Here is a 12666-nt window from a genome sequence, read left to right as displayed (position 1 = left end):
GGGTCCGGCCGGACCGACCGGCCCGCGGGAACCACAAAGGGGAGAACCGTGACGCACGTGTCCGAGCGCAGCGGCGCAGGATCCAGCCCGACGGGCGCCGGCGGCGACCGCCAGCCCTGGTCGGCGGGGTCCGGCCGTACGCAGCGCAAACGCTCGGTCTCGTACGCCGACGCCGGGGTGTCGATCGAGGCGGGCGACCGCGCGGTCGAGCTGCTGAAGTCCAAGGTCCGGCAGACCCGGCGCCCGGAGGTCATGGGCGACCTGGGCGGCTTCGCCGGCCTGTTCCGGCTGGACACGAAGAAGTACAAGAACCCGATCCTCGCCTCCTCCACCGATGGCGTGGGCACCAAGCTGGTGATCGCCCAGCAGCTCGACATCCACGACACGGTCGGCATCGACCTGGTCGCCATGGTGGTCGACGACCTGGTGGCCTGCGGCGCCGAGCCGCTGTTCCTGCTCGACTACATCGCCACCGGCGAGGTCGTCCCGGACAAGGTCGCCGAGATCGGCGCGGGCATCGCCGACGGCTGCCGCTACGCGGGCTGCGCCCTGCTGGGCGGCGAGACCGCCGAGCACCCGGGCGTGCTGCGTCCCGACGAGTACGACATCTCCGCGACCGGCGTGGGCGTGGTGGAGGAGAGCGACATCCTCAGCCCGGAGCGGGTCGAGGTGGGCGACGTGGTGATCGCCATGCGCTCCTCCGGCCTGCACTCCAACGGCTACTCGCTGGTCCGCCACGTGCTGCTGGGCGCCGGCCGGATGCGGCTGGACGTGGTGATCGAGGACTTCGGCCGGCAGCGCACCCTCGGCGAGGAGCTGCTGACCCCCACCAAGATCTACGCGCAGGACTGCCTCAAGCTGATCGCCGAGGCCGAGGTGCGGGCGCTGGCCCACGTCACCGGCGGAGGCATCCCCGGCAACCTGGTCCGGGTCCTGCCCGAGCACGTCGACGCGGTGGTCAACCGCTCCACCTGGAAGCCGCAGCCGATCTTCGACCTGATCCAGTCCAAGGGCCGGATCGAGGACCCGGAGATGGAGGCGACGTTCAACATGGGCGTCGGCATGTTCGCCATCGTCTCCGCCGAGGACGCCGATCGCGCGCTGGCCACCCTGACCGGCCGCGGCGTCGACGCCTGGCAGGCCGGCGAGATCATCGAGGGCACCGGCAACGTGCAGATGATCGGTCAGCACACCCGCGGGTGATCACTCTCCGGTGATCATCCGGGCACCTGATCGGGGGTTCACCCGAGTGGTCACCGCCGCCTAGCCTGAAGGGCGGTTCAGGCTAGGCGGGGGAGGGTTGATGGCTGCGCGTACGCACACCGGAATGCGGGGCATCGCCGCCGTCCCCTCCTACGTGGTGATGCAGCCGACGACGCTCTGCAACCTCGACTGCGTCTACTGCTACCTGCCGCTGCGCGCGGTGGATCGGCGGATGCCGCCCACCGTCGCCGAGGCGGTGGCGGCCTCGGTGAACCCCTGGGCGGCCTCCGGGCGCTTCTCGGTGGTCTGGCACGGCGGTGAGCCGCTCGCGGCCGGCCGGGAGCACCTGGCGGCCCTGCTGGCCCCGTTCGGTCCGGCCGTGGAGCACCACGTCCAGACCAACGCCACGCTGATCGACGACGACTGGTGTGCGTTCTTCGTAGAGCACGGGATCCGGGTCAGCGTGAGCGTGGACGGCCCCCGGCACCGCAACGGCGAGCGGGTGACCCGGGGCGGCCGGCCGGCGTACGACCGGATCCTGGCCGGGGTGGCGGCGCTGCGCCGGCACGGGCTGCCCTTCTCGGCGCTGGCCGTGGTCTCCCGGCCGGAGCCGGGGCTGGCCACCGAGCTCTACGACTACTTCCTCGACCTCGGCTGCGACGTGCTCGGGATCAACATCGAGGAGACCGAGGGCGTGAACACCCGCTCGAACGCCCGGGACGCGGCCGCGGTGACCGGGTTCTGGGCGGAGCTGGTCGGCGCCTGGCGCCGGGATCCCCGGATCCACCTGCGCGAGGTCGAATGGTCGCTGCGGTACGCCGGAGCCGTCCTGGCCGGCACGGCGGACGACCTGCTGCCCCGCCGGCTCGACCCGATCCCCACGGTCGGCCACAACGGCTCGGTGGTGGTGCTCTCACCGGAGCTGGCCGGCTTCACCGACCCGCACTACGGCGACTTCAGCAGCGGTAACGTGCTGACCACCCCGCTGGCCGAGATCCTGGCCGGCGCCGGGCGGACGCCCTGGGTGGGCGAGTTCCTCACCGGCGTGGAGGCGTGCCGGTCCTCCTGCCCCTATTTCGGCTTCTGCGGCGGCGGCCACGCGGCCAACCGCTACTTCGAGCTGGGGCGTTTTGACGGTACGGAGACCGAGCACTGCCGCAACAGCAAGATCCGCCTACTGGAGGGAGTGTTGGAGCATGCCCGAGACCACGAGTCACCGGCAGCCTGAGCGTCTCGGAGGAGCCGCCCCTGATCCCGTCGTGGACCGCGTGCGGGAGGCCGCCGCCGGACTGACCGCACTTCTCCACGAGGCCGAGGCCGCGCGCCTGCTGCGGGCGGAGGTGTCGGGCGGCGACGGGGCCAGCGCGGTGTGCGCCTGGAACCACTTCGAGAACATCCCGACGTTCTACAACTGGAACAACCGGCCCCGCTGAGGGTACGCGTCCGCGATCAGGGACCTGCCGGTCGGCCGGAGTGGCTCCGGGACGGCGAGGCCCCTGATCGTCGGTGCGCCGCGTTGGATGGGCACATGCGTGAGCACGCGGGGAGTCACCGCGTGCTCAGATGCGACCGGAGGTCAGCGGGTCGGACGGACCCAGGTGTCCGGGTCGTCGTCCGCGTGATCCTCATCGTCGTCGTCGACATACTCTTTGTAGTCGTCGTCGAAGTTGTGCTCAGACTTACCAGCACCCGCCAACTCGCGCTGCAAGGCGGTGAGGTCGGTGTTCGGGGAGTGGTACTTCAACTCCCGGGCCACCTTCGTCTGCTTGGCCTTAGCACGGCCGCGCCCCATGGCTCGACCCCCTCGCACAGAATGCGGGGCAGCCCGAAGGCGGGCCCCGATGACGTCAGGCATCTCTCGTGGCTCTTACGGTACATGGGGATGCCACCGTTCGGCACCTCGGGTTACCGTCAACCGGCCCTGCGCGTCGCAGTGATCCGGCCGTCACAAAGTGTACCCGGTAAGGAGTGGGCACCGGGGCCGGCCATGACACCGGTCAAACCGGCACGAAACATCCCAATCGCCAGCTTAACGCCGGCGCCCGAGCCGGCGCGGTCCGGGGGCGGGGCGAGTGCCCGCCCCCGGGGTGACGTTCAGCGCAGGTGGATGGTGCGCAGCCGGCCGACCTCGGCCATCCGCCGCTCGGCGAGCCGGTCCGCGGCCACCGCCGGCGGGACGCCCTCGTCGTCGGCGAGCCGCAGGATCTCCCGGGTGGTGTCGAAGATCCGGGTGGCCCGCAGCTTGGCCCGCTCGAAGTTGAAGCCCTCGATCTCGTCGGCGACCTGGATCACGCCGCCGGCGTTCACCACGTAGTCGGGGGCGTAGAGGATGCCCCGGTCGGCGAGGACCTTCTCGATGCCCGCGTGGGCGAGCTGGTTGTTGGCCGCCCCGGCGACCACCTTCGCGCGCAGCACCGGCACCGTGTCGTCGTTCAGGGCGCCGCCCAGCGCGCACGGGGCGTACACGTCGATGTCGGAGGCGACCAGCGCCGCGGTGTCGTCGACCAGCGTGACCTGCGGGTGGGTGGCGCGCACCCACTCCAGCGCCTTCGGGTTGACGTCGGTCGCCACGACCTCCGCCCCGTCCTCCAGCAGGTGGCCGGTCAGGTACTTGCCGACCTTGCCCAGGCCGGCCACGCCGACCCGCTTGCCGGCCAGGCTCGGGGTACCCCAGACGTGCTCGGCGGCGGCCCGCATGCCCTGGAAGACGCCCCAGGCCGTGAGGACCGAGGAGTCGCCGGCGCCGCCGTGCTCCACGCTGCGGCCGGTGACGTAGCTCGTCTCCCGGGCGATCACGTCCATGTCGGCGACGTAGGTGCCGACGTCGCAGGCGGTGTAGTAGCGCCCGGCCAGGGACTCCACGAAGCGGCCGTAGGCGCGCAGCAGCGCCTCGCTCTTGATCTGCTCCGGGTCACCCCAGATGACGGCCTTGCCGCCGCCGAGGTCGAGGCCGGCCAGGGCGTTCTTGTACGCCATGCCCCGGGAGAGGTCGAGCACGTCGGCGAGGGCCTCGTCCTCGGTGGCGTACGGGTAGAACCGGGTGCCGCCGAGGGCGGGGCCCAGCGCGGTGGAGTAGATCCCGATGATCGCCTTCAGGCCGGACTGCTTGTCCTGGCAGAAGACGACCTGTTCGTGACCGGTCGATCCCGGGTCGTCGGTGCTGGCGAATACGCCCATGGCTGACTCCTGTGTCGGTGTGCGCCCTTGTGGGGCGCGGAACCTGGTGGCGCGCCGGCGGGATGGTGCCGGTGCTGCTGAGCCTAATATCGGCCGCAGCCGTACTGTCGCGCACGTCACGACGCCTCGTGACGGCGGCGGCGGACAAGTCCCGTCTCGTGGGAGGATCGTCGCCGTGCCGTCGCTCTTCGCCTCATACCTGCGCGTGTACGAGCCGCTGACCGCCTTCGATCGCGATCGGCAGTCGTACTGGCGCCGCTACGTCAACGAGGGCCGGGCGGTCGCCCCGCTGGAGGGGCCGGTCCGGCAGCGGACGGCGGTGATCGAGGCGCTGGGCGCGGGCTGGACCCGGTTGCCCGACCTGCCCGAGGAGGCGTACGTCCTGGAGGCCGACGACACCCTGCTCGTCTGCCCGTGGAACCTGCGGATCCGGGTCGCCGAGGCGGCGCTGAGCGCCCGCGACGGGGTGCCCTCGGTGCTGGCCGACGCGTTCGTCCCGCCGGTCCTGGCCGGCCAGGCCAAGGCGGTGGTGGAGGACTGGCGCAGCGGGGCGCGGGTGCTGGAGCACGGGGTGCCCCGGGTGCACGAGCAGATCGCCACCTGGGGCGTGCCGCTGCGCTGGTTCGTGCTCTTCGACCCGCAGGAGCGGCACCTGGTCACCGAGCCGGAGCGGCGGGCGCTGCGCTACCGGACGGAGATCTCCAAGGCGCGCCGCCGGTCGTCCCGCGCGCTGTCCGTGCTGCGCAAGTCGGTCGGCGAGGCGCCGATCACCGAGGCGGTCGAGGAGGCCGCCCGCTGGCTGGAGGAGTTCCACCCCCGCTCGGTGGTCGAGCTCGACTACGGCGGCCTCGTGCAGCTGCTGCCCGACGAGACGCTCGCCGCCGACGACTCGACCGAGCTGGTCGCGGCCGGGCTGGCCGGGCTCTCCCGGGGCGAGGCGGAGGAGGCGTCGGCGGCGTACGACAAGCTGGTCGCCCGCTGGCGTGCCGTGCAGCTGCTGGAGCGCTGCAACTAGGGCCGCCGGGTTTGCCCGGGTTGAGCCCTCTCGATGCGAGACTGTCTCGTAGTTGACGCATCACGAACCGTGATCATGAGTCCGAATAAGGTAGATTCTGCGGCATAAAAGTCGTAAAAATCGGGCATGGTTCATCCGTCCGTCTAGGGACCTTCAGCCGTTCGGCCCATGTCGGACATCGGGGACTAGCCGGACCATGGGAGACGCGTCGGCCGGCGGGACCCCGGCCGATGTCTATACATGTGGAGGAGTGACCCCGATGGCATCGCGAACGCACGAACCAGAGCCGCTACTCACACCGGCCGAGGTGGCGTCGATGTTCCGTGTCGACCCGAAGACGGTGACCCGGTGGGCCAAGGCTGGCAAGCTCAGCGCCATCCGGACCCTGGGCGGCCACCGCCGTTACCGCGAGTCGGAGGTTCGCGCCCTGCTGCAGGGGCAGATTCCCCAGCAGCGTCAGGGGGACTGACGGCCGGACGTTTTCTCAGGCGTTCGATCAGGGGCGGTGGGACGTCGCGACAGCGACGATCCGCCGCCCTGAATCGTGTCCGGGGCCGGTTCGCTCAGTCGAGCACGATGCGCAGGCCCACCGTGCCGCTCTCGCCCCGGCGTAGCCGGCTGCCCAGCAGGCTCAGCCGGCCGATCAGCCGGTACTTCTGCTTGAGCAGGCCCCGGATCCGCCGGGTCCCCGTCGGGTCGCTGATCGTCGCGTGCCCCGGCACCGCCTCGCCGTGCGGCCGGCCGCGCACGTCGCACGCGGCCACCGTGACCCGGCCGTCGCGCCGGATCCGCTTCACCTTGCCGGAGTCCGACACCGTCCACACCGCCAGTGCCTCGCCGTCGCGCACCGCCCAGACCGGAGTCGGCACCGCCCGGCCGTCCTTGCGGAACGTGGTGAGCAGTACGTACTTCTCCGCCGCCAGGCGGTCCAGGTCTGTCACGCCGCTCAGGATACGGCCGCGACAGGCGGGGAGAGCCCGGATACCGTGATCGCCGTGAGCGCGAGGAGCGAGCCGGGTCTGCGAGCCCCGCAGTCGCGAACAGAGACAGCGCCGTGACCGGGGAACCCACGATCGGCGACGTGTTCGGCGAGATGATCCGCGACGCGTACGCGGTCACCACCGGGATCGGGCCCCGGCCGCTGGTCGGCGGGCGGCTGCCCCGGCCGGTCATCGAGATCATCGAGCGTGACGACGGGCTGGTCAACGGCGCCCCCGCCGAGCACTACCTGGACCCGCCGCAGCGGTGGCAGCCGTACGACCACCGGGCCGTGGACCGGGTGCGGGGGCAGGTGCTGGACATCGGCGTCGGGGCCGGCCGGATCGCGCTGCACCTCCAGGAGCGCGGCGTGCCGGTCACCGGCCTGGACACCTCGGTCGGTGCGCTGCGGGTCAGCCGGCACCGGGGCGTACGCGACCTGGTGCTCGGGACGGTGGACGAGCACGTCGCCGACGGCCGGCGCTACGACACCTTCCTGCTGCTCGGCAACAACCTGGGGCTGTTCGAGGGCCGCGAACGGGCCCCCGCCCTGCTGGCCGCGCTCGCCGCGCTGGCCCGCCCCGGCGCGCAGGTCATCGCGCACGGCACCGACCCGTACGGCACCACTGATCCGGTGCACACCGGCTACCACGAGCTGAACCGGCGGCGGGGGCGGCTGGGCGGGCAACTCCGGCTGCGGCTGCGCTACCGGCTGCTCGGCACCGAGTGGTTCGACTATCTGGTGTGCTCGGTCGAGGAGTTCGCCGAACTGGTCCACGGCTCGCCGTGGCGACTGGTCGACGTGGACGACCAGGACCACCCGTACTACCTGGCCACCCTGCGGCTGGCCTGAGGCCGGCGGGCACCGGGGCGCCCGCCGGCGTACGCGTCAGACCCGCACGGTGGGGGTGGTCTGCTCGGGCGGGAGGCCGCCGTCGCCGTCGACCACCTCGTCCGGGGTGCCGTCCTCGTCGATGTCGACCATGGTGATGTCCACCTTGCCGTCGCCGTCGGTGTCGAACTGGAACAGGTCGGCCTTCCCGTCGCCGTCGGTGTCCACCACCCAGACGTCGGTCTTCCCGTCGTTGTTGGTGTCCGCGCGGAGCAGGTCCACCCGCTCGTCGCCGCGGGTCTCCACGGTCTCGGTGCCCTCCGCGCTCTCCGGTGCCTGGCTCATCTCGATCCTTCCGTCGGCGTTGACGGCCGTCTGTACCCGATCCGGCGCGCCCCCACGCATGCCCCGCGGGCCGGCCCTGCATAGGGTCGCACCCAGGAGCTAGCGAGCGGACTCGTCCGGCGCGGCGGAGACCCCGCCCGTCACCGGTCCGCGGCGAAGGGACATCGATGAGTGGTCGTTTTGTGGTCGTCGGGGCCGGCACCATGGGCCTCGGCATCGCCTACGTGGCGGCCGGCGCCGGGTACGCGGTCGAGCTGGTCGAGGTGGACCCGGCGCGTGGCGCCGACGCCCTGCGTCGGCTCGGCGAGCTGTGGGAGCGCGGCGTGCAGCGCGGCAAGCTGACTGCCGAGGCGGCGACGGCGAACCGCGAGCGGGTCACCCTGCGGGCCGGGCTCGCCGAGGTGGCCGAGGGCCCCGACGTGATCGTGGAGGCGGTCCCCGAGCGGCTCGACCTCAAGCGCGCCGTGCTGCGGGACGCCGAGGGCCGCCGGCCCGCCCTGCTCGGCAGCAACACGTCCAGCATCCCCATCGCCGAGCTGGCCGAGGGGCTGGAGCGGCCGGCCGACTTCCTGGGCTTGCACTTCTTCAACCCGGTCTGGGCGATGGCGCTCCTCGAGGTCGTGGTCGGCCCCGCCACCGCGCCGGAGACGACCGAGGCGGCCGTCGCGCTCGCCGGCCGGCTGGGCAAGGACCCCGTCGTGGTACGCGACATGCCCGGCTTCGCCACCTCGCGGCTCGGCGTGACCCTCGGCCTGGAGGCGATCCGGATGGTCGCCGACGGGGTCGCCAGCCCCGCCGACATCGACAAGGCGATGGTGCTCGGCTACCGGCACCCGGTCGGCCCGCTGGAGCTGACCGACCTGGTCGGGCTGGACGTCCGGCTCGACATCGCCCGCACCCTCCAGGCCGCGTACGGGGACCGCTTCGCGCCGCCGCCGCTGTTGGAGGAGATGGTGGCCACCGGCCGGCTGGGCAAGAAGTCGGGCCAGGGCTTCTACACGTGGGAAGGCGGCGTCAAGCAATGAGCGGGCTGCGGATCGAGGAGCTGCCGGACCGGCTGGTGGTCACCCTGGACCGGCCGGAGAAGCGCAACGCGATCGACGCGGACCTGATCGCCGAGCTGCACGCCGTCTGCGCCGACCTGGAGGCACGGCCCCGGCTGCTGCTGCTCACCGGCGGGACGGAGGGCATCTTCGCCGGGGGCGCGGACATCGCCCAGCTCCGCGAACGCGGCCGGCTGGACGCGCTGGCCGCCATCAACCAGGCCGCCTTCGCCCGGATCCGGGCGCTGCCGATGCCCACCGTGGCGGCCGTGGACGGCCCGGCGCTGGGCGGCGGCGCCGAGTTGGCGTACGCCTGTGATCTGCGGGTGTGCACGGCGCGGGCGGTGTTCGGCCAGCCCGAGGTGCGGCTGGGCATCCTGGCCGGCGCCGGCGCGACCTACCGGCTGCCCGCGCTGGTCGGGGAGGCCCGGGCCAAGGAACTGCTCTTCACCGGGCGGCGGGTGGACGCCGACGAGGCGCTGCGGATCGGGCTCGTCAACCGGGTCGTGGCCGAGCCGGCGGAGCTGCTGCCCACCGCGCACGGCCTGCTCGACGAGATGGCCAAGGGCTCGGCGCTGGCGCTGCGGCTCACCAAGCTCGCGGTGGACGCCCCGGCGGCCGCTCACCCGCAGCTCGACCTGCTCAGCCAGGCGGTGCTCTTCGAGGACGAGGAGAAGCACCGGAGGATGACCGAGTTCCTGGAGCGGCGCCGCTCCCGCTGATCGACGGAAAACGACGAGGGCCGCACCGGTTCGCCCGGTGCGGCCCTCGTCGTCGTCTCAGTTCCGGATCTGCACCCCGGCGTCGGCCAGGTCGGTGATCACCTTCGCCGACTCACCGAAGCCGATCAGCAGCACGGCATCCGCCCCGTAGTCCTTGATCTCCTTGGCCCCGCTGGAGAAGTCCACCGGCGGCGGCGACGCGCCCTCCGGGGGCACGTACGAGAGCAGCTTGACCTTGTCGGCGCCCATGCCGGCCCGCTCCAGCTCGGCGCGGACGTTCTCCTGGAGGCCCTCGCCGTAGGAGTCCTTGCGGGCGACGATCGCGATCTTGTGCGGTCCGTCGCGCATTATCACGTCGGCCAGCGCCCGACCCTGCAGGCTGTCCGGCGGGGCCGTCCGGAAGTAGAGGCCCTTGTCGTCCACCGTGCTCAGCCCGGCGTCGGTGTTCGACGGGGAGAAGAGGATCCGGCCGGCGGCCACCACGTCGGGCAGCACGGCCCGGGAGATGCCGGACGCGCCCGCACCGATGATGACGTGCACGCCCTGCTGGACGTGCGAGGCCACCGTCGCCTTCGCCACCTTCGGGTCCGTGCCGTCGTCGCCGTCGATCCAGACCACCGGCTCGCCGAGGGCGCCGCCCGCCGCGTTGATCTCGCGGATCGCCAGCACCGCGCCGGCCGCCATCGGCGGGTACGCCAGGGCCAGGTCGCCGGTCTTCGGCAGCAGGCCGCCGAGCACCAGCGGGGAGCCGTCCTCCTTGTAGGACTTGCCCGGACGCGACTTCTTGCCCCGCGGCGGCGTCTTGGTGCTCGCCCCCGAATCGTTCCCGGCGCCGACGAACTCGGTCTTGCCGTCGTCGATCTGCCGGTTGTCGAAGTGCAGGGTGGCGTAGCTCGCGGTGGCCGGCTCACCGACGTCGGTGAACCCGGCCCGGTTCAGCGACACCCCGCGGTACTCGATGTCCTGGCCGGCGCGGGCCAGCTGGAGGCAGGTCGCCACCTCCTCGCAGCGCTGGCCGCCGGTGGTCACTCCGACGATCTGCTTGGCGATCTCGCCCGGCTCGGTCGTGCCGGCGAGCTGGGCGGCCAGCGCGCTTATCGCGATCGCGTCGTAGGTCTCGGCCGCGTAGAGGTAGTCCTTGAGCTTCGGGTCTACGGTGCGTAGCCGATCCTTGAAACTCTCCGGCAGCGGCGTGAGCGGGGTGGTGCCCTTCATGCCGTTGACGAGGTCCGCGCGGTCCTTCAGCCCATCCGCGTAGGAATTGAGCATGTTGCCGTCGGTGCCGTAGAGGCGCACCTGGGTGTCGGCCGCCTCTTCGGGCTTGTCGCTCCCGCAGGCGCTGGTGGCGAGCAGGAGCGCCGCGCAGGCCGTGGACAGGGCCGCACGCGACGCGCGAGATCTGAGCATTGTCGTCCTTCCTCCGGCGAGGGTCCGCTGCGCACACTAGCGTGCCGGCGCGGCGCGCGGGACCGTGGAGGTCGGTCCGTCGGCACCCCGACTGCTGGTATCACTCTGCGTGATGGCGAGGCCGATCCGGGGTCACCGCTTGACCCCCGGAACTACTGTTCGGCAGGTGAGCGACGAGGCACAGCAGACGCTGGACGATGCGACCGCCGTGCTCCGCTCGGCGCTGGCCGGGGACGGCGCCGGCGTGGTGGACACCTTCGACGCCGTGGTGGACCGCTCCGGGCTCGCCGGGGCGTACGGGGTGGCCTGGTGCCTGGCCGCCACGATGGTCGGCGAGGACGCCCCCGGGGGCGGCGCCGTGCTCGACTTTCCCGGGATCGACCAGGCCGACTACGACACCCGCTGGGTGGCCCGCTTCGTCAGCGCGTACGCCAACGACGACGCCGACACCGGCGAGGCGCTGTTCGGGGCCGCGGCGGCCGACGGGCTGCTGCCCGACTGCCTGCTCACCCTCGCCGGCTCGACGGTCGCCACGCTGCGCAGCCGGGCGGGCTGACCGCCCGTCCCGGCCCCTGGCTGTGATAGCTCTGATGCATGTCCGAGGCGATGCTGAGCAAGGTCCGCAAGCTGCTCGCCCAGGCCGAGGACCCGGCCTGCACGCCCGCCGAGTCGGCCGCCTTCATGGCCAAGGCCACCGAGTTGATCGCCCGCTACGGCGTCGACCGGGCGCTGCTCGCCGCCCGCGAGCCGGCCACCGATCCGGTCGGTGACCGGGTGGTCGAGGTGGTCGCCCCGTACGCCCGGGACAAGGCCGGCCTGCTCGCGGCGGTCGCCGAACCGCTGCGCTGCCGCTGCGTACGCCGCCGGCAGGGCAGCGGCTTCGACCTGCACCTCTTCGGCTTCGCCAGCGACCTGGAACGGGTCGAGCTGCTCTTCACCTCGCTGCTGGTGCAGGCCGCGCACGGGCTGGCCGGTGCCGCCGTGCCCGCCGGGGAGCATCCGGCCGCGTTCCGGCGTACCTGGCTGGCCGGTTTCGCGCACGTGGTCGCCGAGCGGCTGCGGACGGCCGAGGCCGGCGCGGTGGCCGAGTCCGGGGCGCCCTCGGTGGCGCTGGTGCTCGCCGACCGCTCCGACCGGGTCCAGCGCCGGCTCGCCGAGGTGTACCCGCGGCTGCGTACCGCCCCGCGCCGCCGGCTCGCGGGCAGCGGCTTCGGTCCGGGCGCGGACGCGGGTCGCCGCGCCGACCTCGGCGGCACCGGGGTGGCCGGCGCCGGGACCCCGGTGCGGGGCATCGGCGGCTGACCCGCCGCGGTCAGTCGGTGGCGCTGGCGACGGTCGCCAGGTAGCGGCAGAGCAGTTCGTGCCAGCCGGCGGTGAGCGCCTTGCGGTAGCCCTCGGCGGCCTCGCCGTGCCGGTCGAAGTAGCGGTGCTCGACGTCGACCCGGGTCAGCTCCGGCCCCTCGGGCTGGAAGAGGACCTCGACCTCGCTGGCCCGCGCCGGGTCCGGCACCGGCACCCGGTCCGGCCCGATCTGCCAGGTGAAGACCAGCCGCCGGGGCGGATCCCAGGTCAGCACCCGGCCCCAGTCGCCGCGGAAGCCGTACGGGCCGATCTCGTAGAGCATGCCGCCGGCCCGGGGCTCGACGCCCAGCTCGGCCAGCGCCTCCGGCCCGGACCAGGTGTATTCGCGCACCCACCAGTCGGCCAGGGAACCGGTGAACACGGCGTACGCCCGGTCGGCGGAGGCGGGGGCGAAGAGGGTGCTGCGGAGGGAGAAGCGGTCGAATTCCTGGCGGACCTCATCCGGATCGGCCATCCCCTGTCCCATAGGCCCGGACCATACCGGCTCATGCCCCGCTGTGCAGCTTTCCTGTTCGCCCGCTTCCGGACAGCGGGAGAACGTTCTCCGGACAGCTCCGGGCCGTGCGTCGCCGACCGTGGCCG

Annotated in this window: 16 protein-coding genes; 10 read left to right on the top strand and 6 right to left on the bottom strand. The window is 72.7% G+C overall.

Annotated elements, in window-relative coordinates:
• Positions 1–48 precede the first annotated feature (48 nt).
• From purM to amcA, 3 genes are all read left to right on the top strand, one after another.
• Positions 49–1203, top strand: a complete 1155-nt coding sequence (purM, locus tag IEY96_RS04290; RefSeq protein WP_189193448.1) for a phosphoribosylformylglycinamidine cyclo-ligase — start codon at positions 49–51, stop codon at positions 1201–1203.
• A gap of 124 nt (positions 1204–1327) precedes the next feature.
• Positions 1328–2431 carry a cyclophane-forming radical SAM peptide maturase AmcB gene (gene amcB, locus IEY96_RS04285; RefSeq protein ID WP_189193618.1) on the top strand — a complete coding sequence of 368 codons (1104 nt, stop codon included), beginning with the start codon at positions 1328–1330 and terminating at the stop codon, positions 2429–2431.
• Complete coding sequence (gene amcA / locus IEY96_RS04280; RefSeq protein WP_189193447.1) at positions 2400–2636, top strand: multiple cyclophane-containing RiPP AmcA; 237 nt, start codon at positions 2400–2402, stop codon at positions 2634–2636. The genes amcB and amcA overlap by 32 nt, the downstream gene beginning before the upstream one ends.
• Positions 2637–2779: 143 nt before the next feature.
• Here the strand turns inward: amcA and IEY96_RS04275 are convergent, their stop codons facing one another.
• Entirely contained in the window at positions 2780–2995 is a 216-nt protein-coding gene (locus tag IEY96_RS04275) for a DUF3073 domain-containing protein (protein WP_189193446.1), read from the bottom strand.
• 302 nt (positions 2996–3297) lie between these two features.
• Complete coding sequence (locus tag IEY96_RS04270) at positions 3298–4380, bottom strand: Glu/Leu/Phe/Val family dehydrogenase (RefSeq protein ID WP_189193445.1); 1083 nt, start codon at positions 4378–4380, stop codon at positions 3298–3300.
• Positions 4381–4555: 175 nt separating this feature from the next.
• On the opposite strand from IEY96_RS04270, the gene IEY96_RS04265 reads away from it, so the two are divergent.
• Entirely contained in the window at positions 4556–5395 is an 840-nt protein-coding gene (locus IEY96_RS04265) for a DUF8083 family protein (RefSeq protein ID WP_189193444.1), read from the top strand.
• A 259-nt stretch (positions 5396–5654) separates the two neighbouring features.
• Complete coding sequence (locus IEY96_RS04260; RefSeq protein ID WP_007073996.1) at positions 5655–5864, top strand: BldC family transcriptional regulator; 210 nt, start codon at positions 5655–5657, stop codon at positions 5862–5864.
• A 94-nt stretch (positions 5865–5958) separates the two neighbouring features.
• On the opposite strand, the gene IEY96_RS04255 is transcribed toward IEY96_RS04260, so the two are convergent.
• Entirely contained in the window at positions 5959–6336 is a 378-nt protein-coding gene (locus IEY96_RS04255; protein WP_189193443.1) for a PPOX class F420-dependent oxidoreductase, read from the bottom strand.
• 113 nt (positions 6337–6449) lie between these two features.
• On the opposite strand from IEY96_RS04255, the gene IEY96_RS04250 reads away from it, so the two are divergent.
• On the top strand, positions 6450–7226 hold the full coding sequence (locus IEY96_RS04250; protein WP_189193442.1) for a class I SAM-dependent methyltransferase: 777 nt from the start codon (positions 6450–6452) through the stop codon (positions 7224–7226).
• 36 nt (positions 7227–7262) lie between these two features.
• Here the strand turns inward: IEY96_RS04250 and IEY96_RS04245 are convergent, their stop codons facing one another.
• Positions 7263–7550, bottom strand: a complete 288-nt coding sequence (locus IEY96_RS04245; protein WP_107075368.1) for a hypothetical protein — start codon at positions 7548–7550, stop codon at positions 7263–7265.
• A 167-nt stretch (positions 7551–7717) separates the two neighbouring features.
• Between IEY96_RS04245 and IEY96_RS04240 the strand changes: the two genes are divergently transcribed.
• Both IEY96_RS04240 and IEY96_RS04235 read left to right on the top strand, forming a co-directional pair.
• Positions 7718–8575 (top strand): 3-hydroxyacyl-CoA dehydrogenase family protein, encoded by an 858-nt coding sequence (locus tag IEY96_RS04240; protein ID WP_189193441.1) that lies wholly within the window; start codon positions 7718–7720, stop codon positions 8573–8575.
• A complete protein-coding gene (locus tag IEY96_RS04235; RefSeq protein ID WP_189193440.1) occupies positions 8572–9315 on the top strand; it encodes an enoyl-CoA hydratase/isomerase family protein in 744 nt (247 codons plus the stop codon). The genes IEY96_RS04240 and IEY96_RS04235 overlap by 4 nt, the downstream gene beginning before the upstream one ends.
• Before the next feature lie 57 nt (positions 9316–9372).
• On the opposite strand, the gene IEY96_RS04230 is transcribed toward IEY96_RS04235, so the two are convergent.
• Positions 9373–10722, bottom strand: coding sequence for an ABC transporter substrate-binding protein (locus IEY96_RS04230; protein ID WP_189193439.1), 1350 nt, complete (start codon positions 10720–10722; stop codon positions 9373–9375).
• A gap of 166 nt (positions 10723–10888) precedes the next feature.
• Between IEY96_RS04230 and IEY96_RS04225 the strand changes: the two genes are divergently transcribed.
• Both IEY96_RS04225 and IEY96_RS04220 read left to right on the top strand, forming a co-directional pair.
• Positions 10889–11278, top strand: a complete 390-nt coding sequence (locus IEY96_RS04225) for a hypothetical protein (protein ID WP_189193438.1) — start codon at positions 10889–10891, stop codon at positions 11276–11278.
• Positions 11279–11316: 38 nt separating this feature from the next.
• Complete coding sequence (locus tag IEY96_RS04220; protein WP_189193437.1) at positions 11317–12024, top strand: DUF2786 domain-containing protein; 708 nt, start codon at positions 11317–11319, stop codon at positions 12022–12024.
• Positions 12025–12034: 10 nt separating this feature from the next.
• Here the strand turns inward: IEY96_RS04220 and IEY96_RS04215 are convergent, their stop codons facing one another.
• Positions 12035–12550 (bottom strand): SRPBCC family protein, encoded by a 516-nt coding sequence (locus IEY96_RS04215; RefSeq protein ID WP_189193436.1) that lies wholly within the window; start codon positions 12548–12550, stop codon positions 12035–12037.
• Between the last annotated feature and the right edge of the window lie 116 nt (positions 12551–12666).

The organism is Micromonospora fulviviridis, assembly GCF_014648395.1.
GTDB lineage: Bacteria > Actinomycetota > Actinomycetes > Mycobacteriales > Micromonosporaceae > Micromonospora > Micromonospora fulviviridis.
Note: the sequence above shows the minus strand (reverse complement) of the source record. Positions and strands in the feature narration are given on the sequence as shown.